Annotated in this window: 21 protein-coding genes; 20 read left to right on the plus strand and 1 reads right to left on the minus strand. The window is 61.0% G+C overall.

Translation table 11 applies throughout. The features are described from left to right. Positions 1 to 27: 27 nt before the first annotated feature. Both lafT and lafU read left to right on the plus strand, forming a co-directional pair. On the plus strand, positions 28 to 885 hold the full coding sequence (gene lafT, locus QLG02_RS06695; RefSeq protein WP_017409423.1) for a lateral flagellar motor stator protein LafT: 858 nt from the start codon (positions 28 to 30) through the stop codon (positions 883 to 885). After that, positions 885 to 1,832 (plus strand): lateral flagellar motor protein LafU, encoded by a 948-nt coding sequence (lafU, locus tag QLG02_RS06700; protein WP_017409424.1) that lies wholly within the window; start codon positions 885 to 887, stop codon positions 1,830 to 1,832. Before lafT ends, lafU begins: the two co-directional genes overlap by 1 nt. Positions 1,833 to 2,212: 380 nt before the next feature. On the opposite strand, the gene QLG02_RS06705 is transcribed toward lafU, so the two are convergent. After that, positions 2,213 to 3,067, minus strand: a complete 855-nt coding sequence (locus QLG02_RS06705) for a lytic transglycosylase domain-containing protein (RefSeq protein WP_282464827.1) — start codon at positions 3,065 to 3,067, stop codon at positions 2,213 to 2,215. A gap of 257 nt (positions 3,068 to 3,324) precedes the next feature. Between QLG02_RS06705 and QLG02_RS06710 the strand changes: the two genes are divergently transcribed. The 18 genes from QLG02_RS06710 to secA all read left to right on the plus strand — a co-directional run bounded on the left by QLG02_RS06710 (position 3,325) and on the right by secA (position 24,355). After that, a complete protein-coding gene (locus QLG02_RS06710) occupies positions 3,325 to 3,621 on the plus strand; it encodes a hypothetical protein (protein ID WP_282464805.1) in 297 nt (98 codons plus the stop codon). Positions 3,622 to 3,861: 240 nt separating this feature from the next. Continuing rightward, positions 3,862 to 4,320: a division/cell wall cluster transcriptional repressor MraZ gene (gene mraZ, locus QLG02_RS06715; protein WP_060390599.1), complete on the plus strand. Its 459-nt coding sequence runs from the start codon at positions 3,862 to 3,864 to the stop codon at positions 4,318 to 4,320. Then, positions 4,321 to 5,259 carry a 16S rRNA (cytosine(1402)-N(4))-methyltransferase RsmH gene (rsmH, locus tag QLG02_RS06720; RefSeq protein ID WP_101614263.1) on the plus strand — a complete coding sequence of 313 codons (939 nt, stop codon included), beginning with the start codon at positions 4,321 to 4,323 and terminating at the stop codon, positions 5,257 to 5,259. A gap of 3 nt (positions 5,260 to 5,262) precedes the next feature. Continuing rightward, positions 5,263 to 5,577: a cell division protein FtsL gene (gene ftsL / locus QLG02_RS06725; protein WP_005305726.1), complete on the plus strand. Its 315-nt coding sequence runs from the start codon at positions 5,263 to 5,265 to the stop codon at positions 5,575 to 5,577. After that, complete coding sequence (locus QLG02_RS06730; RefSeq protein WP_011707586.1) at positions 5,574 to 7,328, plus strand: peptidoglycan glycosyltransferase FtsI; 1,755 nt, start codon at positions 5,574 to 5,576, stop codon at positions 7,326 to 7,328. The genes ftsL and QLG02_RS06730 overlap by 4 nt, the downstream gene beginning before the upstream one ends. Continuing rightward, positions 7,309 to 8,793: a UDP-N-acetylmuramoyl-L-alanyl-D-glutamate--2,6-diaminopimelate ligase gene (gene murE, locus QLG02_RS06735; RefSeq protein WP_282464806.1), complete on the plus strand. Its 1,485-nt coding sequence runs from the start codon at positions 7,309 to 7,311 to the stop codon at positions 8,791 to 8,793. Before QLG02_RS06730 ends, murE begins: the two co-directional genes overlap by 20 nt. Beyond that, the gene (gene murF / locus QLG02_RS06740; RefSeq protein ID WP_282464807.1) at positions 8,790 to 10,145 is read left to right on the plus strand and encodes a UDP-N-acetylmuramoyl-tripeptide--D-alanyl-D-alanine ligase; all 1,356 of its coding nucleotides are present in this window, start codon (positions 8,790 to 8,792) and stop codon (positions 10,143 to 10,145) included. Before murE ends, murF begins: the two co-directional genes overlap by 4 nt. After that, entirely contained in the window at positions 10,139 to 11,221 is a 1,083-nt protein-coding gene (gene mraY / locus QLG02_RS06745) for a phospho-N-acetylmuramoyl-pentapeptide-transferase (RefSeq protein WP_011707583.1), read from the plus strand. The genes murF and mraY overlap by 7 nt, the downstream gene beginning before the upstream one ends. A 3-nt stretch (positions 11,222 to 11,224) precedes the next feature. Beyond that, a complete protein-coding gene (murD, locus tag QLG02_RS06750; protein WP_065392461.1) occupies positions 11,225 to 12,508 on the plus strand; it encodes a UDP-N-acetylmuramoyl-L-alanine--D-glutamate ligase in 1,284 nt (427 codons plus the stop codon). Beyond that, positions 12,505 to 13,686 (plus strand): cell division protein FtsW, encoded by a 1,182-nt coding sequence (gene ftsW, locus QLG02_RS06755; RefSeq protein WP_016352178.1) that lies wholly within the window; start codon positions 12,505 to 12,507, stop codon positions 13,684 to 13,686. Before murD ends, ftsW begins: the two co-directional genes overlap by 4 nt. Continuing rightward, a complete protein-coding gene (gene murG, locus QLG02_RS06760) occupies positions 13,686 to 14,771 on the plus strand; it encodes an undecaprenyldiphospho-muramoylpentapeptide beta-N-acetylglucosaminyltransferase (RefSeq protein ID WP_282464808.1) in 1,086 nt (361 codons plus the stop codon). The genes ftsW and murG overlap by 1 nt, the downstream gene beginning before the upstream one ends. Then, complete coding sequence (gene murC / locus QLG02_RS06765) at positions 14,768 to 16,222, plus strand: UDP-N-acetylmuramate--L-alanine ligase (RefSeq protein ID WP_016352177.1); 1,455 nt, start codon at positions 14,768 to 14,770, stop codon at positions 16,220 to 16,222. The genes murG and murC overlap by 4 nt, the downstream gene beginning before the upstream one ends. A 97-nt stretch (positions 16,223 to 16,319) precedes the next feature. Further along, positions 16,320 to 17,072, plus strand: coding sequence for a cell division protein FtsQ/DivIB (locus QLG02_RS06770; RefSeq protein WP_017409434.1), 753 nt, complete (start codon positions 16,320 to 16,322; stop codon positions 17,070 to 17,072). Continuing rightward, positions 17,053 to 18,312 carry a cell division protein FtsA gene (gene ftsA / locus QLG02_RS06775; protein WP_005305690.1) on the plus strand — a complete coding sequence of 420 codons (1,260 nt, stop codon included), beginning with the start codon at positions 17,053 to 17,055 and terminating at the stop codon, positions 18,310 to 18,312. The genes QLG02_RS06770 and ftsA overlap by 20 nt, the downstream gene beginning before the upstream one ends. 40 nt (positions 18,313 to 18,352) lie before the next feature. Further along, positions 18,353 to 19,504, plus strand: a complete 1,152-nt coding sequence (ftsZ, locus tag QLG02_RS06780) for a cell division protein FtsZ (RefSeq protein WP_282464809.1) — start codon at positions 18,353 to 18,355, stop codon at positions 19,502 to 19,504. Between the two features lie 101 nt (positions 19,505 to 19,605). Then, on the plus strand, positions 19,606 to 20,529 hold the full coding sequence (gene lpxC, locus QLG02_RS06785; RefSeq protein WP_011707578.1) for a UDP-3-O-acyl-N-acetylglucosamine deacetylase: 924 nt from the start codon (positions 19,606 to 19,608) through the stop codon (positions 20,527 to 20,529). A 140-nt stretch (positions 20,530 to 20,669) separates the two neighbouring features. Beyond that, the gene (locus QLG02_RS06790) at positions 20,670 to 21,575 is read left to right on the plus strand and encodes a M23 family metallopeptidase (RefSeq protein WP_016352175.1); all 906 of its coding nucleotides are present in this window, start codon (positions 20,670 to 20,672) and stop codon (positions 21,573 to 21,575) included. Between the two features lie 59 nt (positions 21,576 to 21,634). Continuing rightward, positions 21,635 to 24,355, plus strand: coding sequence for a preprotein translocase subunit SecA (secA, locus tag QLG02_RS06795; protein WP_011707576.1), 2,721 nt, complete (start codon positions 21,635 to 21,637; stop codon positions 24,353 to 24,355). Positions 24,356 to 24,408 lie beyond the last annotated feature (53 nt).

Below are 24,408 nucleotides of genomic sequence, written 5' to 3' on the forward strand. Positions count from 1 at the left end.
GGATCCTTGAATTCTGCGGGAGCGTTCATGCAAAAACAGATAGGCCTTGGCGTCATTTTCATATGTGTGCTGGGTGGTTTCATGATGGCGGGTGGCAAGCCCATTGCCTTGTGGCAGCCTGCCGAGCTGATCATCATCATCGGGGCTGCGGTGGGCTCCATGTTTCTTGGCAATTCAAAGGAAGTGATGCATGAGATGTGGCGGCAGATGAAGTTGTGCTTCAAATCCAACAAGGATGAAAAAGAGATCTATCGCGAGCTGCTGACCCTGATGCATCAATTGCTGGAGGAGACGCGCAACAAGGGCATGAAGGCGCTGGATGAGCACATTGAGAACCCGCAGCAGAGTTCGGTGTTTCTGATGTATCCCCAGATATCGGAAGATCCCCAGTTACTCGGTTTCATCATCGACAACCTGCGTTTGCTGGGCATGGGCAAGATCACGCCGCATGAGCTGGATACCGTGCTGGAACAGGAGATCATGGCCATCGAGGAAGACATGCTCAAGCCGGCGCACGCACTGCACAAGACCGGGGAAGCTTGTCCCGGTTTCGGCATCTTGGCCGCCGTGATGGGGATCATCATTACCATGCAGCAACTGGACGGCCCGCTGAGCAATATCGGTGTACATGTTGCAGCCGCGCTGGTAGGCACCTTCATCGGTATCTTCCTCTGTTACTGCCTGCTTGAGCCCATCAGCAATGCCATGGAAGAGATGGTCAAACGGCGAATTGGGCTGCTCATGTGCATCAAGTCCATCCTGATCGCCCAGTTGCGCGGCAAAACCCCGCTGATCTCGGTTGACTCGGGCCGCAAGATGCTGGAGCCCGATGTGAAACCCAGCTTCCTCGAACTGGAAGATTGGGTGACCAACAGGGCCATGTAATGCGCAATCACGAACAGATCATCATCAAACGCCAGCAACGGCGTAACAGTGCGCCCAAGGGAGGCGGAGCCTGGAAAGTCGCCTTTGCTGATTTTACCCTAGCGATGATGGCATTTTTCATGGTGCTCTGGATCCTGGCTGTTTCCAGCCAGGAGGAGCGTGAGGTCGTTGCCAGCCGCTTGCGTGATTACAGCATCATGGACAGCGAGGCCAATCCATTCGATATCAGAAATAGCCCCTATCCGGTTGATCTGGGTGGTAATCCTTCTGTATTGGAAGAACTCAGCCCCAAGTTTGTAGAACAAGGGCAGAGGATGCCGAGGCACATGGAGCGGGATCGCAGTATTTTTTCTGATGGTGCCAGCGGTGGTTATGAAAGTCTGTTGGTCGGAAAAATTGAAGGCGAGGCACAGATGAAACAGCTGGCCGGTTTCATTGGCTCGCTGGCTGAGCAGATGCAGGCCAAAAATAATCTGGAGTTACAGCTGGTCCCGCAGGGTCTGCGGATCCTCATTCGTGATGATGACGAGCGGGAGATGTACAGCCGTGGCAGTGCTCGCATCAGCCCCTTCTTCAGACATATGCTGATGGCGCTGGCTCCGATTTTTCAACGCGTCGAAAATCGAGTCATGATTTCGGGTCATACCGACAGCACCCCTTTCGCGGGGGATAATTACAGTAACTGGGAGCTGTCATCCGACCGCGCCATGATGGCAAGGCGGGTACTGCTGGCTGGTGGCATGCCTCCGGAACGAGTAGGGCAGGTCGTCGCCATGTCGGATACCATGCTGGAGAATACGGCTGACCCACGGGGCAGCCAGAATCGCCGGATTGAGCTGCTGGTGATGACCAGTCAGGCAGAAAAGAATCTGGAACAACTGTTTAGCGCACAAACGCAAGCCGCCGTGAAGCAGGCCAAGGACGAAACTTCCCATGGACAACCTTGAAGTAGCGCTGTCGGAACCGAGCGAGTTCAATGATCCCCGCCGCAAGGTACCCCGCTGGTATCTACACGACGGTACTACCCCCTTGGAATCACAAAGCTGCGGCATTGCCGCGCGGCTGATGGTTTCTGGTTTACTGTTTGACAAGAGCATCGGCAGGGCAGTGATCAAGGATATTGGGCCGGGAGGCGTTGGTTTTCTGGCTCCTGCCCGTTTCATCCTGCCCGAGACGGTTAGTCTGTCTCTCTCCCCCCGGATTGTGCTCGATTGTCGTATCACCCATCGACGAGCCATCGGGCAATATCTCAGTTTCTATGGTGCACGCTGGTCGGTACCTGAGTCAGTCGATCTCTCACCGGTACTCAGCCATTGGCGTCACTGTTTCATGGCAACAGGGGTGGGCGCCTCGTGTCCAGCCCCAGTGGATCCTGTAACGCATCCAGCTTGATCTTACCTCGACTCATATCCAATCCTCTTGCCGCTTGCAGCAACAAGGGGTCATGCAAGCTTTCCAGTGATACTGCCTTGCGAAACACCGCTTTGCTGTTTTGGTGTGTTGGGGCAGGAGAGCCTCCCCGGCTGTAGACGATGGGACAGTTGGTGATGCCGGGAGCATCAGGAAGCTGCCACGCCGGATTCCAGCGGCTTGCTTCATTCATCGCTACCCCCTTTGTCATGGCCCACTGCAACAGGGAACAACTGCCAGGATGCATGGCTACCTGAATATTTTCTCCTGCTTGCCAGGGGGGCAGGGTGAGCTGGTGTTGTTCTGCTCGATCAAGCAATTGGGCGAGCGCGATAAAGCGAGCCACATAGAGGCGTGTTTCCGTGGGTAACTGCAGCTCCCATACATTGCGCGTACCTGCATTGAGCACAGCTTTCAGTACTCGGCCCTCCCCCGCGTTATAGGCCGCCAGCGCCAGTAACCAGTCTTGCCCAAAGAATTGATGAAGCCAGCTGAGATAGGAAAGCGCAGCATCAGTCGCAAGGGGCAAGGAGTAGCGGCCGTCAAAGCTTGGCATCATGGGAATGGAGAAGCGTGCGGCTGTGTCCGGCATCAACTGCCAGGGACCTGCGGCTCCCGCTGTCGATACCACATCCAGCCGATAACTGCTCTCAATCAGTGGCAAAAAGGCCAGCATACTGGGTAACTTGCGAGCGCTAACCTGCTGTTCCACCCAGCGGATCATTGGCTGGGATTGTGCCAGTCGCCTTTGCAGGTGATCGCGTTGCTTCAACAGAAACTGGGTTTGCTGAGTGACCAGGTCAGCTCCTTTTCCTTGTATTGGGGTAGGAAAACCAGCCAGCCAATGATAGTTATGATAGGAATAACAATAAGGAGAAGTCATTAGCAGTACGCTAACTAGCCAGCGGATAGCTCGAGTCATGATGCGGGGGAAAGACAGGCTGCGCTAAAAAATAAAAACATGATGTATCTCAACAGTTTTCGATAGTTTTTGTCGACTGTTCATGTGGAATCCAGGATGTGATGAGCATGATAGCACGAGTAAAAAAGACCCCAAAAGCGGGCAAGGCGATCCAGAAATTTCTACTGTATTTGATTCTCGCCAATTTTGTATTGATGGGACTTTATGTCGTGCATGCCGGAGAGCTGGCATTTGGTACCAATATCCTGCTGACGTTCCTGCTGATTATCTACAATCTGCTGCTTTGCCAGCTGGTCTGCCTGCGGGCTCGACGTGTCGGGGATGGCTACATCATTTATCCAGTGGTCGGTGTTAGCATCATCTTGTGTGCCGTGGTGTTGTTCCGCTTCATTATTTCCCCCTGACAGAATCGGCATTCAGGTCGACAGCTAATTAATCGATACACCTCTTGCGCAAATAACTTGTGGAAAATCAACTCATTTAATCCTCGCTGCTGAAACGCTGCGTCAATATGTTCCCCATGCCCGAGATCCTCGCTTGAAAAGCCCTCAGCACGTCCTTAAACTTCAAGGTGGGGAAAAGTGGATCAAAGTGGTTTTTATCGGGCGGTTTGCCCCCTTTAACTCATTTTCAGGGACTGCAATTTGTTGCGTGGTGCGCATGCCATCAGCCTCGACAGCAAGGGGCGATTGGCGATTCCGACCAAGTACCGTGATTGGCTGCGCGACGAAAGCGAGGGCCAGCTGGTCTGCACCATCGATATTGCCCATCCCTGCCTGCTGCTTTACCCCCTGAACGAATGGGAAGAGATCGAGCGCAAGCTCAAGACGCTCTCCAGCATGAATCCCCTTGAGCGCCGCCTGCAGCGGCTGTTGCTCGGGCATGCGACCGAATGCGAGCTGGACGGCAATGGCCGTCTGCTGCTCAGCCAGCCACTGCGCAACCATGCAGGGCTGGACAAGAAGATCATGCTGGTGGGCCAGCTCAACAAGTTTGAGCTGTGGGATGAAGCCCGCTGGCAACAACAGGTCAATGACGACATTCAGGGTCTGCCCGAAGACGACTGGGCAAGCTCGCCACGACTACAGGATTTCTCTTTATAAATGACCCAAGCCGCTGAACACATCACAGTGCTGCTGCACGAAGCCGTTGAAGGGCTGGCTATCAAGCCGGACGGCATCTACGTCGACGGTACGTTTGGCCGGGGTGGTCACTCTCGTCTCATTCTCCAGCAGCTTGGCCCCAACGGCCGGCTGATCGCCATCGACCGGGATCCCCAGGCCATTGCCGAAGCGGCCAAGATCCAGGATCCGCGCTTCGAAATCGTGCACGGCCCCTTCTCCGGCATTGCCTCCTATCTGGATGAACGCGGCCTGCTGGGCAAGGTAGACGGTTTCCTGCTGGATCTGGGGGTCTCTTCTCCCCAGCTGGACGATGCCGAGCGTGGTTTCAGCTTCATGAAGGACGGTCCGCTCGACATGCGGATGGACCCAACCTCCGGTCAGAGCGCCGCCGAATGGCTGGCTCGTGCCGATGTGGACGACATCGCCTGGGTGCTGAAGACTTTCGGCGAGGAGCGTTTCGCCAAGAAGATCGCCCGTGCCATCGTGCACGATCGGGTGACCGAGCCCTATGTCCGTACCCGTCAACTGGCGGAGATGATTGCCCGGGTCAATCCGAGCAAGGAGAAGGGCAAGCACGCCGCCACCCGCAGCTTCCAGGCCATCCGCATCTACATCAACAGCGAGCTGGACGAGATCGAGACCGCGCTCAACGGCGCCCTGCAGGTGCTGGCACCGGAAGGTCGTCTCTCCGTCATCAGCTTCCACTCGCTGGAAGATCGGCTGGTGAAGCATTTCATTCGCAAGCACGAGAAAGGGCCGGAAGTGCCGCACGGCATTCCGTTGACCGAGGCCCAGCTGGCCGGCGGTCGCAAATTGAAGTCGATCGGCAAGGCGCTCAAGCCTTCCGAGCACGAGGTCAATGAAAACAGCCGATCCCGCAGCTCGGTGCTGCGGGTCGCCCAGCGGTTGGCGGAGTAAGCCATGAGCGAGGTGCGCGTCCATCTGGCCAGGGAGATCCTCGGTGATCTCTGGCGGCACAAGCTGCAGGTGGTGCTGGCCATCGCCGTGCTGATCACCGCCTTTGCGGTGATCCTGGTGACCAACATGACCCGCGGTCTGACGGCCAAGCAGAACGACCTGATGGCGGAGGAGGATCGGCTCAACATCGAATGGCGGCACCTGTTGCTGGAGCAGGGCACGCTGGCCGAGCACTCCCGGGTGGCGAGTCTGGCCATGGACAAGTTGCAGATGGCTCGCCCGCTGGTGACCACCGAGAAGGTAATTACACAACCATGAAACGCAAGGCTTCCGCCAAGGCCCAACCCAAGGTCAAAGCTCCGTCACTCTATCCGTGGCGCTTTCGCACGCTGGTGTTCTTCATCGGCATTGCGTTTGCCGGCTTGATCTTGCGACTGGCCTGGATCCAGGTGATCGACCCGGATCGGCTGCGCCAGGAAGGGGACATGCGTTCGCTGCGTACCACTGCTACTCAGGCGGTGCGCGGCATGATCACCGATCGCAACGGCGAACAGCTGGCGGTGTCGGTGCCTGTTGAGGCTGTCTGGGCCGATCCCAAGACGGTGCATGAGTCTGGCGCCATTCATAACGAGCGTGCCTGGCTGGCCCTGTCCGCCGTGCTCAAGCTCGACATCAACACCCTCAAGCACCGCATCTCCAATCCGAGCAAGCGCTTCGTCTACCTGCAGCGTCAGGTGACGCCGGCGGTGGCGGAATACATCAAGGGCCTCAAGCTGGGTGGCATCTATCTGCGCCCCGAAGCACGCCGTTTCTACCCGACCGGCGAGATCAGCGCCCACCTGGTGGGGGTAACCAATATCGACGGCAGCGGCATCGAGGGGATCGAGCGCAGCTACAACGAGTGGCTGACGGCGACCCCTGGCGAGATGCGGGTGCGCAAGGACAGGCAGGGCCGGGTCATCGAGCGGCTTGGTCTGGTCAAAGAGGGCAAGAACGCCAACGACCTGCAACTGAGCATCGATCAACGGGTGCAGGCACTGGCCTACCGGGCGCTCAAGCGGGCCACCGACGAGAACAAGGCGACTTCCGGTTCCATGGTGATGCTGGACGTCAAGACCGGCGAGGTGCTCGCCATGGTCAACACCCCCTCCTACAACCCCAACAACCGCGGTCAGTACCAGAGTTTCCGGGTGCGCAACCGGGTGGTGACCGATACCTATGAACCGGGCTCCACCGTCAAGCCGCTGATCCTGCTCAGCGCCCTGCAGGCCGGCGTCACCAGCTGGAAGGACACCATTCCGGGCGGCCCGCTCTTTATCGGGGCCAAGCAGATCCGCGACGTGAGTATCCACAAGGCGACCAACCTGTACGACATCCTGCGCTACTCCTCCAACATCGGCATGTCGCGCATCGCGCTGCGGATGCCGGCGCAGGAGATGATCAACACCCTCAGCATGGTGGGCTTCGGGATGGACACCGGCAGCGGCCTGATGGGTGAGAGCAGCGGCATGCTGCCCCAGCGCCGGCGTTGGTCTGACATCGAACGGGCCACCCTGTCGTTCGGTTATGGCCTGCGAGTCACCCCGCTGCAGCTGGCCTCCGCCTATGCCACTTTGGCCAACAAGGGCAAGCGGGTGCCGCTCTCCATCGTCAAGGTGACCGAGCCTCCCAAGGGGGAGCAGGTCATCGATCACAACAACGCCACCGCCATGTTGCAGGCGCTGGAGTACGTGGTCAGCAATGCCATTCCGAAAGCGCAGATCCCCGGTTACCGGGTCGGCGGCAAGAGTGGTACCGCCAAGGTCGCGGTCGCGGGTGGCTACGGCAAGGACTACATGGCCTGGTTCGCCGGTTTCGCCCCGGCCAGCAATCCCCGTTTCGTCATGGTAGTGGTGATCAACGAGCCCAAGGGCGACGCCTACTACGGTGGCGCCGTTGCGACGCCGCCGTTTGCCGAAGCCATGGGCGGGGTGCTGCAGCTCTTCAATATTCGTCCCGACGCGGTGCCGCCTGCGGTGCCCACCAAACTTGCCCGTACGGAGGCTTCCAATGTTGTCCCGCGCACTTGATCAACTGATGCGCCCCTTTGGCATTACTGCCCCGGCGCTCGCGCTTAATGACATCCAGCTGGACAGTCGGCGGGTCGGGCCCGGTTGTCTCTTCGTGGCGATTCGCGGGCATCAGGTGGATGGCAGACGGTTTATCGAACAGGCGGTGGCTCAGGGAGCGACCGCCGTACTGTTTGAAGAGGACGGTGAATTCGTGGCACCGGCGCTGAGCGTGCCTTGTCTCGGGATCCCGGCTCTGCCAGCCAGGCTCTCCGAGCTGGCCGGCTATTTCTACGACCAGCCGGCCGGCAAGCTGGATCTGGTGGGCATCACCGGCACCAACGGCAAGAGCACCACGGCGCTGCTGGTAGCCAACTGGCGCACCCTGCTGGGGGGCAAGGCCGGTGTGATGGGCACCATAGGCAACGGCCTGTTCGGCGAGCTGGTGGAAGCGGAAAACACCACCGGCAGCGCGGTGCAGGTGCAGGCGAATCTGGCCGCTCTGCAAGCGCAGGGGGCGGATCTGGTGGCGATGGAGGTGTCCAGCCACGGCCTGGTACAGCATCGCGTCGCGGCCCTGCCGTTTGCCGCCGCCGTGTTCACCAACCTGAGCCGGGATCATCTGGACTATCACGGCACCATGGAGGCCTACGGCGCCGCCAAGGAAGAGCTGCTGAAACTGGTGGACGAACCCTGCGCCGTGCTCAATGCCGATGACCGGCTGGGCCGCCAATGGCTGGCTGCCTATCCGGCCGCCGTGGCGTTCAGCGTGCACGGCCCGGTGGCCGGCCACCCGGGGCGACAGCTGACGGCGCAGGATCCCCATTTCCACCAGCAAGGTTTTCGCACGCAGATTAACTCCAGCTGGGGGAATGGTGTATTATCCGCCCCCTTGCTCGGGCGCTTCAACGTCAGCAACGTGCTGGCAGCGATGGGCGCCATGCTGGTGCTCGGTTATGACTTCGACGAGCTGCTGGCCAGCGCGCCGCAACTGCAGCCGGTAACCGGCCGCATGGAGTGCTTCGGTGGCGGCAAGGCGCCGCTCGCCGTGGTCGATTATGCCCACACGCCGGATGCGCTGGAGAAGGCCTTGCAGGCCCTGCGGGTGCACTGTGAAGGGCGGCTCTGGTGTCTGGTGGGCTGTGGTGGCGACAGGGATCGCGGCAAGCGGCCCATGATGGCCGCCATGGCCGAGCTGCATGCGGATCGCGTGATCCTGACCGATGACAATCCCCGTACCGAGGAGCCGGCCCGGATCATGGCCGACATGGTGGCGGGTCTTCGCGATCCCGGCGCCGTGCAGATCGAGCACGACAGGACCAAGGCAATCCAGCTGGCACTGAGCCAGGCGAGCAAACAGGACATCATTCTGGTGGCCGGTAAGGGCCACGAGGATTATCAGATCATTGGAACCGACAAGCGGCACTACAGCGACCGGGAAACCGTCGCGGCCGCCTTGCACACATTATTGGAGTCATTCGCATGATGACCCTCAGGCTTGCCGAGCTGGCGCAGGTACTCGATGCCCGTCTGATTGGTGAAGACGGAGCGATCACGGCTGTCAGCACCGACACCCGTACCCTGGGCGCAGGCGCGCTGTTTGTTGCGCTGCGCGGCGAGCGTTTCGATGCCCACGATTTCTGCGAGCAGGCCGTGGCCGCCGGGGCATCGGCCCTGCTGGTCGAGCGTGAACTGCCGTTGGCGATCCCCCAGCTGGTGGTGACCGACAGTCTCAAGGGACTGGGTCGCCTCGGTCGGCTGGTGCGCGAGCGGATCAACCCGAAAGTGCTGGCCATCACCGGCAGTTGCGGCAAGACCACGGTGAAGGAGATGGCGACCGCCATCCTGCGTCAGGAAGGGGAAGTGCTGGCCACCGCCGGCAACTTCAACAACGAAGTGGGGGTGCCGCTGACCCTGCTGCGCCTCGAGCCGCAACACCGCTTTGCGGTGATGGAGCTGGGGGCCAACCACCCGGGCGAGATCGCCTGGACCACCTCGCTGGCCAAACCCGATGCCGCCATCATCAACAACGTGGCGGCGGCCCACCTGGAGGGTTTCGGCTCGCTGGAAGGTGTATTCCATGCCAAGAGCGAAATCTTCGAGGGGCTAGGCGAGGGCGGCACCGCCATCGTCAATGCCGACAACGAGTTCTGGCCCAAATGGCAGGCCCGCGGGATCCACTGCGCCTTCTCCATCGAGGATCAGCGTCAGCCGTTCCATGCCAGAAGCGTGGTGATCAATCAGCAGGGTTGTGCCGAGTTCGTCATGGTGACGCCGCAGGGCGAAGTGAGCCTGACCCTGGCCATCCCGGGCCGCCACAACGTGGCGAACGCCCTGGCCGCCGCCGCCGGCACGCTGGCGCTCGGTGCCTCGCTCGCCTCGGTCAAGGCCGGGCTCGAGCAGATGGCGCCGGTCAAGGGCCGTTTCTGCGTCCAGCGCTGGGGTGGTCTCACCCTGGTGGACGACACCTACAACGCCAGCGTGGAGTCCGTGCTGGCGGGCATCGATGCCCTGACCGCCATGAGCGGCTACAAGGTGCTGGTGTTCGGTGACATGAAGGAGTTGGGTGAGGAGTCCGCCGAGCAGCACGCCCGGGTCGGACGCCACGCCAGCGAGCGCGGCCTTGATGCCGTGCTGACCGTAGGGGAACAGAGTCGCCACACCGCAGATGCCGCGGCTGGCCGACATTTCGATAACAAGGCGTCGTTGTTTGAAGTGCTTGCGCAAATGATAAATACACATCAAGAAATCGCGATCCTGGTCAAGGGTGCCCGTGGCTCCCGCATGGAAGATATCGTCGAGATGGTCAAAGACCGTCAGGAGTCAGCCACATGCTAGTCTGGCTGGCGGAACTGCTCACCCCGCACTTCACCTTCTTCAACGTCTTCTCCTACCTGACGTTTCGCGCCATCCTGTCGATCATCACCGGCCTGGTGGTGGCGCTCTGGATGGGGCCGCGTCTCATCCGCCGCCTGCAGATCCTCAAATTCGGCCAGGTGATCCGCAATGACGGTCCCGAGTCGCACCTGAGCAAGAAAGGCACTCCGACCATGGGCGGACTGATGATCATCGCTGCCATCTTCATCTCGGTGCTGCTCTGGTGCCGCCTCGACAACCCCTATGTCTGGCTGGTGCTGTTCGTGCTGGGTGCCTATGGCGCCATCGGTTTCGCCGATGACTACCTCAAGGTGGTGCGCAAGAACACCGACGGCCTGATCGCCCGCTGGAAGTACTTCTGGCAATCCGCCGTTGCGCTGGGGGTGGCCGTGTTCCTTTACGCCACCGCCACTCACGACGGTCAGACCCAGCTGGTGGTGCCCTTCCTCAAGGATGTGATGCCGCAACTCGGGCTGATGTTCATCGTATTGACCTACTTCGTCATCGTCGGCACCTCCAATGCGGTCAATCTCACGGATGGCCTGGATGGTCTGGCCATCATGCCGACCGTGATGGTGGCGGGGGGCTTCGCCTTCATCGCCTGGGCCACCGGCAACGTCAATTTCGCCAACTACCTGCATATTCCCTATGTGCCCTATACCTCCGAGCTGGTGATCGTCTGTACCGCCATCGTCGGGGCGGGTCTGGGTTTCCTCTGGTTCAACACCTACCCGGCCCAGGTGTTCATGGGGGACGTGGGCTCCCTGGCGCTGGGCGGCGCACTTGGCACCATCGCAGTGCTGGTGCGTCAGGAGTTTCTGCTGGTGATCATGGGTGGCGTCTTCGTGATGGAGACCGTCTCGGTGATCCTGCAGGTGGGGTCCTACAAACTGCGCGGCGTGCGCATCTTCCGCATGGCACCGATCCATCACCACTATGAGAAGAAGGGCTGGCCGGAGCCGCGCGTCATCGTGCGCTTCTGGATCATCACGCTCATGCTGGTGCTGCTCGGCCTCGCCACCCTGAAGGTGAGGTAAGCCATGGTCATCATCATCGGACTCGGCAAAACCGGACTCTCCTGCGTCGACTATTTCCTCGGCCGTGGCGTGACGCCGCTGGTGATGGACACCCGCGCCAACCCGCCCGGCAAGGATCAACTGCCTGCCGAGGTGGAACTCATCCACGGGCTGGATGGCGAGCTGCTCAAGCAGGCGCACATGATAGTGGCGAGCCCGGGCATTGCCCTGGCTACGCCCGAACTGCAAGCGGCCGCCGAGTTCGGGGTGCGCATCGTCGGCGACATCGAGCTGTTCGTGCGCGAGACCCAGGTGCCGGTGATCGCCATCACCGGCTCCAACGGCAAGAGCACTGTCACCACCCTGGTGGGCGAAATGATCGCCGAAGCCGGCCTCAAGGTCGGGGTGGGTGGCAACATCGGCACGCCGGCGCTCGAGCTGCTCAAGCAGCCGATGGATCTCTGCGTGCTGGAGCTCTCCAGCTTCCAGCTGGAGACCACCCACAGCCTGCGCGCCGCCGCCTCCGTGGTATTGAACCTCAGTGAGGATCATATGGATCGCTATCAGGGCATGGCCGACTATCGGGCCGCCAAGATGGAGATCCATCAGCACTCCCAGCACATCCTGATCAATCGCGACGATGCCCAGACCCTGCCCGACGTGGGCCAGGTGTGGCAGAGCTTTGGCCTTGACTGCAACGGCTATGGCCGCTGCGAGCTGGATGGCCGTCACTGGCTGACCCTGCACGGCGAGCCGTTGCTGGCGGTGGACGAGATGAAGATCGTCGGCGCCCACAACCAGGCCAACGCACTGGCCGCCATGGCCCTGTGCGATGCGGTCGGCATCCCGCGCGAGCCGCAGCTGAGAGTACTGCGCCGTTTCGAGGGGCTGCCCCACCGTGCCCGCTTCGTGCGGGAGGTGAACGGGGTGCGCTGGATCAACGACTCCAAGGCCACCAACGTGGGGGCGACCCTGGCTGCCGTGGCCGGAGTGCGCGAGTCGGTGAAAGGCCGTCTGCTGCTGCTGGCCGGTGGCCAGGGCAAGGGTCAGGATTTCGGCCCGGTGCAGGCGCTGCTCGGCAGCCAGATCGATCACATGTACTGTTTCGGCCAGGATGCCGAGGTGCTGCTGGCGCTGGGCGAGCAGACCGAGCGGGTGGCGGATCTGGATGCCGCGGTCGCCAAGGCGGCTGCCGATGCCAGACCCGGCGACTGGGTGCTGCTGGCGCCGGCCTGCGCCAGCCTGGACCAGTTCAAGTCTTTCGAAGCGCGCGGTGATCGTTTCACCGAGCTGGTACAAAAGTTATGAACGCCCTTCGCGCAGTCGCAGGCTTCTTGCAGCGCTGGCTGTTGCCGGCGCGCCCTGCCGGTCTCTATGACCGGCAGCTGGTCGTGCTGGCGCTGGCGCTGATGGCGGTGGGTCTGGTGATCGTGGCCTCCGCCTCGATCCCGGAGGGGATCGCCATCAACAACGATCCCTTCATGTTCGTGAAGCGTCACGGCCTGTTTCTGCTGATGGCGCTCGGCATCTCCTGGTTCGTGCTGCAGGTGCCGATGGCGCGCTGGCAGCACTACAACGGCCCCATGCTGCTGCTGGCCATCGTCATGCTGGTGCTGGTGCTGCTGGTGGGCCGCAGCGTCAACGGCTCGGTGCGCTGGTTGCCGCTTGGCCCGTTCAACCTGCAGCCGGCCGAGTTCGGCAAGCTGGCGCTGTTCGTCTATCTGGCGGGCTACCTGGTGCGCCGCCAGAGCGAGGTACGCGAGCGTTTCATCGGTTTCATGAAGCCGATGGCGGTGCTGTTCGTGGTGGCCATCCTGCTGCTGGCCCAGCCTGATCTGGGTTCGGTGGTGGTGATGTTCGTCACCTCGCTCGGCATGCTGTTCCTGGCCGGCGCCCGGCTGGTGCAGTTCATCGGTCTCATCCTGGTGGGGGTGAGCGCGGTGGTGACTCTGATCATCGCCGAGCCCTATCGGATGCGGCGGGTGACCTCCTTCCTCGATCCCTGGGCCGATCCGTTCGGCAGCGGCTACCAGCTGACCCAGTCGCTGATGGCCTTCGGCCGTGGCAGCTGGTTTGGCGAGGGGCTTGGCAACTCCATCCAGAAGATGGAGTACCTGCCGGAGGCGCACACCGACTTCGTGTTCGCCATCCTGGGGGAAGAGCTGGGCTATGTGGGCGTGCTGGGCGCGCTGTTTCTCATCTTTGCGCTGGCAATCAAGGCGCTCAAGCTGGGGCACCAGGCGCTGGTGGCCGAGCGACTGTATGAAGGCTATCTGGCCATCGGCATCGGCATCTGGTTCAGCTTCCAGACCTTCGTCAACGTGGGGGCAGCCAGCGGCATGATGCCGACCAAGGGGCTGACCCTGCCGCTGGTCAGTTATGGTGGTTCGAGCCTCATCATCATGATGGTGGCGGTGAGCATGTTGATTCGTATCGATTTCGAGTTGCGCCAGGCCAGTGCCCAGGCGCGCGTGCGGGAGGTTTAGTGAGCAAGACGCTGTTGGTGATGGCAGGCGGTACCGGGGGCCATGTGTTCCCCGGCTTGGCCGTGGCTGATCGCCTGAAGGCCCAGGGCTGGACCATTCACTGGCTCGGCACCGCCGACCGGATGGAGGCCGAGCTGGTGCCTGCCCATGGTTACCCCATCTCCTTCATCGATATCCAGGGGGTGCGTGGCAACGGCATCAAGCGTCTGCTGGTGGCGCCCTATCGCATCGTCAAATCCGTGCTGCAGGCGCGGCGGGTGCTCAAGACCATTCGCCCCGACGTGGTGCTCGGCATGGGCGGCTTTGCCTCCGGCCCGGGTGGCGTGGCGGCGTGGCTGTCCGGTATCCCGCTGCTGCTGCACGAGCAGAATGCTGCGGCCGGCCTGACCAACAAGCTGCTGGCTCGCCTCGCCAAGCGGGTGCTGATGGCATTTCCGGGCGCCTTCGCGCCGAGCCGTCGCACCGCCGTGGTGGGCAATCCGGTACGCCCCGAAGTGGTGGCGCTGCCGGATCCCCAGTTGCGCAACGGGGCCGAGCCACTGCGGCTGCTGATCGTCGGTGGCAGCCTGGGGGCCCGGGTGCTCAACGAGCAGGTGCCGCCAGCGGTGGCGGCGGCCGGCGTGCCCATCGAGGTGCGTCACCAGTGCGGCAAGGGCAATCGGGATGCCGTGGCCGAAGCCTACGCCAAGCAGGGTGTTGCGGCCGAAGTGAGTGAATTTATCAAGGACATGGCCGATGCCTACGCCTGGGCCGATCTTGTGGTGTGCCGGGCGGGGGCGCTGACCGTCTCCGAAGTGGCTGCCGCCGGGGTCGCCGCCATTTTTGTACCGCTGCCCCACGCGGTGGATGATCACCAGACCCGCAACGCCCTGACTCTGGTCGACGGCGGTGCGGCTGAATTCCTGCCCCAATCCGAGCTGACGACGGCCTCGCTGGCCGCCCGTCTCTCCTGGCTTGCCGGGCGCAGGGAAACCCTATTGAACATGGCCCAGGCCGCCCGTCGCGTGGCCATTACCGATGCCGCCGAGCGGGTTGCCGACGAGTGCAAACGCCTGGCGACCGGGCAGATTGAGAGAGAACTATGACCAAGGTTGAACTGGCAAAACTGCGTACCGTTATCCCTGAAATGCGCCGCGTGCGTCGCATCCACTTCATCGGCATCGGTGGTGCCGGGATGGGCGGTATCGCCGAAGTACTTGCCAACGAAGGGTATCAGGTAACCGGCTCGGATCTGGCCCGCAATGCGGTGACCGAGCGACTCGAGTCCCTTGGCGCCCACATCTTCGTCGGCCACAGTGCCGAGCACGTGAACGAGGCGAGCGTGGTGGTGGTCTCCACCGCCATTAAGCAGGACAACCCCGAGCTGCTGGCCGCCCGCGAGCTGCGCATTCCCGTGGTGCGCCGTGCCGAGATGCTGGCCGAGTTGATGCGTTTCCGCCACGGCATCGCCATCGCCGGCACCCATGGCAAGACCACCACCACCAGTCTGGTGGCGAGCATCTATGCCGAAGCGGACCGGGATCCGACCTTCGTCATCGGTGGCCTGCTCAACAGCGCCGGTACCAATGCCCGTCTGGGCAGCAGCCGCTATCTGATTGCCGAGGCGGACGAGAGCGACGCCTCCTTCCTGCATCTGCAGCCGATGGTCTCCATCGTGACCAACATCGAAGCGGATCACATGGATACCTATGGTGGCGATTTCTCCAGGCTGAAGGCCACCTTCATCGACTTCCTGCACAACCTGCCGTTCTACGGGCTGGCCGTGGTGTGCGTGGATGATCCGGTGATCCGCGGCATGCTGCCGGAGATCGCCCGTCCCACCATTACCTACGGCCTGAGTGATGATGCCGACGTGCAGGTGCTGGACTTCGTGCAGACCAGCAACCGCAGTCGCTTCCGGGTGCGCCGCAAAGATGCCGGCGAGCTGGAGGTGACCCTCAACCTGCCCGGCATCCACAACGCGCTCAATGCCGCCGCGGCGATTGCGGTCGCCACCGAGGACGGGATCGGCGATGATGCCATCATCCGGGCGCTGGCCAAGTTTGAAGGGGTGGGTCGCCGCTTCCAGCAATATGGCGAGTTCGAGACCGGTCGCGGCAAGGCCATGCTGGTGGACGACTACGGTCACCACCCGAGCGAGGTCAAGGTCACCATCAATGCCGCTCGCGCCGGCTGGCCCGAGAAGCGGTTGGTGATGGTGTTCCAGCCGCACCGCTACACCCGTACCCGCGATCTCTACGAAGACTTCGCGGATGTGCTCTCCAAGGTGGACGTGCTGGTGATGCTGGAGGTTTATGCCGCCGGTGAAGAGCCGATTCCGGGCGCCGATGGCCGTGCCCTGTGCCGCTCCATCCGCTCCCGCGGCAGCCTGGAGCCCATCTTTGTCGCGACGCCGGACGATGTGCCGGCGGTGCTGGCCGGGCTGGTGGGTGAGGGCGATCTGGTACTGACCCAGGGGGCAGGGAACGTCGGCGCACTGGCTCGTCGTCTCGGCGAGATGAAATTGAGCATCGAGAGCATGAAATCCGGCGCCTGAGGGCCCAATGAGTATTTTGACCGCCAAGCCGGGGCCTATATAATGGCGAACCGGTCTGCAAAGGGCCGGCATGGCGCGTTAAACGGGGATCGATCGGGTGGAGGCAAGGGCACAAGGGCGCACCAAGGGGGGCTTCATCGCCGGGGTGGGATTTTTCATCCTGGTCATGTGGGGCCTCTACCAGACCGCGCTGGATGTTAAAGATTGGCTGACGGATGCCAATCGGTTGCCCATGAGCGAGCTGTTGCTGCAGGGGCAACACCAGTATTTGCAAACCGATGAACTGCGCAGCGCCGTGCTGGATGGCGCCGAGTTGCGCAACTTCTTCGAGTTGGATGTGAACGAATTGCAGGCGCGGTTGAACGCCTTGCCTTGGGTGGCCCAGGTCTCGGTACGCAAGAAGTGGCCCAACAAGATCAAGGTCTACCTCACCGAACAGGCGGTCGCGGCCCGCTGGAATGGCAACCGCTTCGTCAACACCAAGGGTGAGGTGTTCAGTGCGCCGGACAGGGTGAAGACCCCTCTGATGCAGCTGTCGGGGCCAGAAGATCAGGCCGTCAAGGTGCTGGAGGCCAGCCGCCAATACGAGGCGCAGCTGGCGGCCAGAGGGTACAAGCTGCTGGGGGTGAATCTGACCCCTCGCCATGCCTGGGAACTGACCCTGGATGGCAACATTCAGCTGTTTTTGGGGCGCTCGGATATCGCGCTTCGACTGCAGCGGTTTATCGATGCCTTTCCGGTCATCGAACCTCGTGAGCGGGTTGCTTACGTGGATCTTCGATACGACACCGGAATGGCAGTTGGCTGGAAGAAGAACGAAGAGAAAGTGAATGACCAAAACCGCAGATAGAAATCTGATTGTCGGGCTGGATATCGGCACAACCAAGGTGGCGGTTCTGGTTGGCGAAGTGCTGCCAGACGGTGAGCTCAATGTCATCGGCATGGGCAGTCACGCCTCTCGCGGCATGGACAAGGGCGGGGTCAACGATCTTGATTCCGTGGTCAAGTCCCTGCGTCGCGCGGTGGAAGAGGCTGAAATGATGGCCGACTGCCAGATTAGCTCCGTCTATCTGGGGTTGTCCGGCAAGCATATCGACTGTCGCAATGAAACCGGCATGGTGCCCATCTCTGACGAAGAGGTGACCCAGGAGGACGTGGACAACGTCATCCACACCGCCAAGTCGGTACGGTTGTCCGATGAGCTGAGGGTGCTGCACGTGCTGCCCCAGGAGTTCGCCATCGACTACCAGGAAGGGATCAAGAACCCGGTCGGCCTCTCCGGCGTGCGGATGGCGGCCAAGGTGCACCTGATCACCTGCCACAACGACATGGCTCGCAACATCGAGAAATGCGTGGAGAAGGTGGGTCTGCGGGTGGATCAGTTGATCTTCTCCGCACTGGCGTCCAGCTACGCCGTGCTGACCGAAGACGAGAAGGAGCTGGGTGTCTGCGTGGTGGACATCGGTGGCGGCACCATGGACATGTCGCTGTTTACCGGCGGTGCCCTGCGTCACACCAAGGTGATCCCGTACGCCGGCAGCACGGTGACCAGCGATATCGCCTATGCCTTCGGCACCCCGCCACTGGATGCGGAGGCGATCAAGGTGCGCTATGGCTGCGCCCTCGGCCGGCTGGTCAGCAAGGAAGACAATATTGAAGTACCCAGTGTCGGCGGTCGTCCGGCGCGCAGCCTGCAGCGGCAGACACTGGCTGAAGTGATTGAGCCCCGTTACACCGAGTTGCTCTCCATGGTGAATGATGAGCTGGTGCGGGTACAAAGCGAATTGAAAGCGCAGGGGGTCAAGCATCAGCTTGCAGCCGGTGTGGTCTTGACCGGCGGCGCTGCCCAGATCGAAGGCATTGTGGAGTGCGCAGAGCAGATCTTCCAGAGCCAGGTCCGGGTAGGGGAGCCCATGAATATCCGGGGATTGAGTGATTATGTGCAGGCGCCTGTGTACTCGACCGCGGTCGGGTTGCTGCAGTATGGCCGCACCCATCAATCCACCGGCAGTAGCAAGGAATATGCCGCCAAGGCAAGCGTAGGTGGGCTGGTCAAACGGGTCAGCAACTGGTTGCGTGGCGAGTTCTAAAAGATTTTGCTGAGTCAGGCAAATAAAGCGGAGAGACAACATGTTTGAATTTATGGATAGCCACACTGACGAAGCCGTCATTAAAGTGATTGGTGTGGGTGGCGGCGGCGGCAACGCGGTCGAGCACATGGTTCGTCAAAACATCGAAGGCGTTGAATTCATTACCGTCAACACCGACGCCCAGGCTCTGCGTAACTCCAGCGCCAACACAACCCTGCAGATCGGCGGTGGCATCACCAAGGGTCTGGGTGCCGGAGCCAATCCGGAAGTGGGTCGTGATGCGGCCATGGAAGATCGGGAAGCGCTGCGCGAGCTGCTGACCGGCTCCGACATGGTGTTCATCGCCGCCGGCATGGGTGGTGGTACCGGTACCGGTGCTGCACCGATCGTGGCCGAAGTGGCTCGCGAGATGGGTATTCTGACAGTTGCTGTCGTAACCAAGCCGTTCTCCTTCGAAGGGAAGAAGCGGATGGGCTTCGCGGCTCACGGCATCGAAGAGCTGTCCAAGAACGTCGACTCCCTGATCACCATCCCCAACGACAAGTTGCTGAAGGTGCTGGGCCGCGGCATCTCCCTGCTGGACGCCTTCAAGGCTGCCAACGACGTACTGCTTGGCGCGGTACAGGGCATTGCCGAGCTGATCACCCGTCCGGGCTTGATCAACGTCGACTTCGCGGACGTGCGTACCGTGATGCGTGAAATGGGTACCGCCATGATGGGTACCGGTTCCGCCTCCGGTGATGACCGTGCCGAAGAAGCGGCCGAGAAAGCCATCTCCAGCCCGCTGCTGGAAGACGTGGATCTGGCCGGTGCCCGTGGCATCCTGGTCAACATCACCGCCGGCATGGACATGACCATCGAAGAGTTCGAAACCGTGGGTAACGCGGTCAAGGCCTTCGCCTCCGAAAACGCCACCGTGGTGGTGGGTACCGTAATCGACCCGGAAATGCACGACGAACTGCGTGTGACCGTGGTTGCCACCGGTATCGGTGCCGAGCGCAAGCCCGACATCACGCTGGTGAAGAACAACATGGTACAAGAGCGTCCGGCCCGTCAGCCCCTGATCAGCGAAGCCCTGCAGTCTCGCGTGATGGAAGAGACCCCGGCCAAGGTGGTCAACGCCGAGCCGCAAGCTCGTCGCGAACCGGATTATCTCGATATTCCTGCATTCCTGCGCAAGCAAGCTGACTAAGCCTCCAATGACGCTGGTTTGTTTGTTGCTTAAGGAATGTGCTAAGATGGCCCGGCAACGACCATCTGGTCAGGAATTTGAGCTGTTAAGCGGATACGCCCATGATTAGACAAAGAACCTTGAAAACGAGTGTCCAGGCCACCGGTGTCGGCCTGCATTCGGGCCGGAAAGTCACAATGACGTTCCGTCCGGCGCCTGTTAACACAGGGATCGTTTACTTGCGTACCGATCTGAATCCTGTGGTAGAGCTGCCAGCCAATGCCGATCAGGTGCGTGATACCGTGCTTTGTACCGCTCTGGTCAATGAAGCCGGTGTCCGAGTCTCTACCATTGAGCACCTCTCTGCCGCGCTGGCCGGAATGGGCATCGACAACCTCTATGTCGAGGTTGATGCGCCCGAGATCCCGGTGATGGACGGCAGTGCTCACCCCTTTATCTACCTGCTGCAAGAAGTCGGTATCCGTGAACAGAATGCGCCCAAGCAGTTTGTGCGGATCAAGCAGAGCATCCGGGTTGAAGACGGCGACAAGTGGGCGGAATTCCACCCCTATCGCAACGGCTTCAAGATGGATCTCGAGATCGACTTCCAGCATCCGGTATTTGAAGGACGCAATCAGCGTTGCGTGCTGGACTTCTCCGGTGCCTCTTTCGTGAAAGAGATCAGCCGTGCTCGTACGTTCGGTTTCATGCGTGACATCGAGTACCTGCGTTCCCAGAACCTGGCGCTGGGCGGAAGCCTGGAAAACGCCGTGGTGCTGGATGACTACCGGGTACTGAACGAAGATGGTCTGCGCTATGAAGATGAATTCGTCAAACACAAGATGTTGGATGCGATCGGTGACCTTTACATGTGTAACCGCAGCATTATCGGCGAATTCCGTGCCTACAAGACCGGCCATGCCCTGAACAACAAGCTGCTGCGTGCCTTGCTGGCCAAGCAGGAGGCCTGGGAACTGGTGACCTTCGAGGGTGAGGGCGACAAAGCGCCCATCGCTTACTACGATAACGGTTTGGTTCTGGCCTGATAGCTGTGCAACGGAACGTCGGTCCTCTCTCCGCACCGACGTTCCGTCATTTGTTTACTCCATTCTGTAATACCGATTATCTCCCGGTTTTATTTTCCGTGCGGGCCAATGGCCACACCTGACCGAGCAGACTGATTTCTATGAGCATTACCCTGATCCTCAATGGCAAGCAGCGACGCAAGTTGCACTTACCGAAACAACGTCTGGCCTGGGTCGGCGGTATCTTCTTCACTGTATTGGCCCTGAGTGGTGGCTGGCTCTGGCAGAGCTGGCATCAAAAAATGGAGGCGCTGGAAGTCGCGCTGGCCATGGCCGAACAGCAAAAATCCACGCAAGGGGCTGACGAAGCCCGCGAACAGCTTGCCATGCTGGCCGCTCAGGTGGGCACCATGCAGGGGCAGCTGGGTCGTCTCAACGCGCTCGGCGAGCGGCTGACCGAAAAGGCCGACCTCGATCCCGAAGAGTTCAATTTCAAGGAGCTGCCCCCCATGGGCGGCCCCTCCTATGATGCGGATCTGGAAGTCAGCCTCAACGAGCTGCAGGACTCCATGAAGCATCTCAGCCAGCAGCTCAGCAGTCGTGAAGAGCAGCTGTCGGTACTTGAATCTTTCATCATGAATCACCATATAACCGATGCCGGCTTTATTTCCGGAACACCGGTCAAGCAGGAGCGGGTTTGGGTCTCCTCTGGCTTTGGTGGCCGGGTCGATCCGTTCAACGGTCGCGCCAAGATGCACAAAGGGGTGGATTTCCGTGGCAAGCCCGGCACCCCCATTCTGGCGACGGGCCCAGGCGTAGTGAGCTGGGCGGGCCGTCATCCGGAATTTGGCAACATGGTGGAGATCAACCACGGTAATGGTTTGGTGACCCGCTATGCCCACAACTCCAAGTTGCTGGTCGAAGTGGGCACCCTGGTCGATGAGGGCCAGAAAATTGCCTTGATGGGACGCACCGGTCGCGCGACCGGGGTCCATTTGCATTACGAAGTGTTGAAAGATGGTCGTCAGGTGGACCCCGCGCGTTTTCTCAATGCCAGACGGGGTTAGGTTTTTTTCTCCAGGTTCCAGTGACGGAACACTTATATAACCAGAAATAGTTGGTACCCATGATTAGCACACTGCTTACCAAGATTATCGGCAGCCGGAACGACAGAACGCTCAAGGCTCTGCGCAAAATTGTAAAACAGATCAATGCGATGGAGCCTCAGTTCGAAGCTCTGTCCGATGCACAGCTGCAGGCCAAGACGGCCGAGTATCGTCAGCGTCTGGAGCAGGGTGAGACACTGGAGCAGTTGCTGCCGGAGGCCTTTGCCACCGTGCGTGAAGCCTCTCGCCGGGTGTTCGGCATGCGTCACTTCGACGTTCAGCTGATCGGTGGCATGGTGCTGAACTCCAACCGCATCGCCGAGATGAAGACAGGTGAAGGTAAGACCCTCACCGCGACCCTGCCGGCCTACCTGAACGCCCTGAGTGGCCGTGGTGTGCACGTGGTGACCGTGAACGACTATCTGGCCAAGCGTGACGCCGAGGCGAACCGCCCGCTGTTCGCCTTCCTCGGCATGACCGTCGACTGCAACGTGCCCGGCATGGACGCGTCCCAGAAGCGTGACGCCTACGCCGCCGACATCACTTACGGTACCAACAACGAATTCGGTTTCGACTACCTGCGCGACAACATGGCGTTCTCGCCCGAGCAGCGCGTGCAGCGTCCGCTCAACTATGCGCTGGTGGATGAGGTGGACTCGGTGCTCATCGATGAAGCCCGTACCCCGCTCATCATCTCCGGCCCGGCTGAAGACAGCTCCGAGCTCTATATCCGCGTCAACAAGCTGATCCCGCTGCTGGTCAAGCAGGACAAGGAAGACTCTGAAGAGTACACCGGCGACGGCCACTACACGGTGGACGAGAAGAACCGTCAGGCGTTGCTGACCGAAAACGGCCAGATCTTCGTGGAAGAGCTGCTCAAGAAAGAGGGACTGCTGGCCGAGGACGACTCCCTGTTCTCCGCCACCAACATCAGCCTGCTGCACCACGTCAACGCCGGCCTGCGTGCTCACACCCTGTTTGAGCGCAACGTCGACTACATCGTCCAGAAGGACGAGATCGTCATCGTCGACGAGCACACCGGCCGTACCATGCCGGGTCGTCGCTGGTCCGATGGTCTGCATCAGGCAGTCGAGGCGAAGGAAGGGGTCAAGATCCAGAACGAGAACCAGACCCTGGCCTCCATCACCTTCCAGAACTACTTCCGTCTGTACGACAAGCTGGCGGGCATGACGGGTACTGCTGATACCGAAGCCTTTGAATTCCAGCAGATTTATGGCCTGGATACCGTGGTTATCCCGACCAACAAGCCGATGGTGCGCAAGGACATGGGCGATCTGGTCTACCTGACCGCCAACGAGAAGTATGCCGCCATCATCGAAGACATTCGCGGCTGCGTCGAGCGTGGCCAGCCGGTGCTGGTCGGTACCGTCTCCATCGAGAACTCCGAGCTGCTCTCCGGCATCCTGACCAAGGAAAACATCCCGCACAAGGTGCTGAACGCCAAGTTCCACGCCATGGAAGCAGAGATCGTCGCCCAGGCCGGCCAGACCGGCGCCGTCACCATCGCCACCAACATGGCCGGTCGTGGTACCGACATCGTGCTCGGCGGCAACTGGCAAGCGGAAATCGCCCAGCTGGAGAACCCGACCGAGGCACAAATCGCCGAGCTGAAAGCGGCCTGGCAGGTGCGTCACGATGCGGTACTGGCCGCCGGTGGTCTGCACATCATAGGTACCGAGCGCCACGAATCTCGTCGTATCGACAACCAGCTGCGCGGCCGTTCCGGTCGTCAGGGCGACCCGGGCTCCTCCCGTTTCTACCTCTCCATGGAAGATACCCTGATGCGGATCTTCGCCTCCGATCGCGTCACCGGCATGATGAAGAAGCTGGGGATGGAAGAGGGCGAGGCCATCGAGCACCCGTGGGTGACCAAGGCCATCGAAAATGCCCAGCGCAAGGTGGAAGGTCGCAACTTCGATATCCGCAAGAGCTTGCTGGAATTTGATGACGTGGCCAACGACCAGCGCAAGGTGGTCTACGAGCAGCGCAACGAGCTGCTGGACACCAGCGACATCTCCGAGACCATCCACGTCATCCGTGACGACGTCTATGGCGCCATCATCGACGAGTACATCCCGCCGCAGTCCCTGGAAGAGATGTGGGACGTGCCGGGTCTGGAAGCCCGCCTGAAGTCTGACTTCGCACTGGATCTGCCGTTGCAGCAGTGGCTGGCGGAAGACGACAAGCTCTATGAAGAGAAGCTGCGCGAGCGCATCCTGGATGAAGCCACCAAGCTATATGCCCACAAGGAAGAGCTGGTCGGCAAGGAAGTGCTGCGCAACTTCGAGAAGGCGGTGATGCTGCAAACCCTGGACGGCCTGTGGAAAGAGCACCTGGCGGCCATGGATCACCTGCGTCAGGGCATCCATCTGCGCGGTTACGCCCAGAAGAACCCCAAGCAGGAGTACAAGCGCGAGTCCTTCGATCTGTTCACCCAGATGCTGGAAACCCTCAAGCGCGACGTGGTCAGCATCCTGAGCCGGGTACAGGTTCAGGAGCGCGATGTGGAGGCGATGGAAGAGCAGCAGCGCCAGCAGGCCGAAGCCGCTCCCCGCACCTACACCCATGCCGCGGCCGACAACCAGCTGGCTGATGACGAGGCCCAGGCCGAAGCGGCGCCGGTTACCTTCGTGCGGGACGAGCAGAAGGTGGGACGCAATGACCCCTGCCCGTGCGGCTCAGGCAAAAAATACAAGCACTGCCACGGTCAGTTGACCTGATAGCGCAATGACGATGATGCACCGCCTCCGGGCGGTGCATTCATTTCCGGCAG

It is taken from the genome of Aeromonas sp. V90_14, assembly GCF_029967615.1.
GTDB classification, from domain to species: domain Bacteria; phylum Pseudomonadota; class Gammaproteobacteria; order Enterobacterales; family Aeromonadaceae; genus Aeromonas; species Aeromonas hydrophila.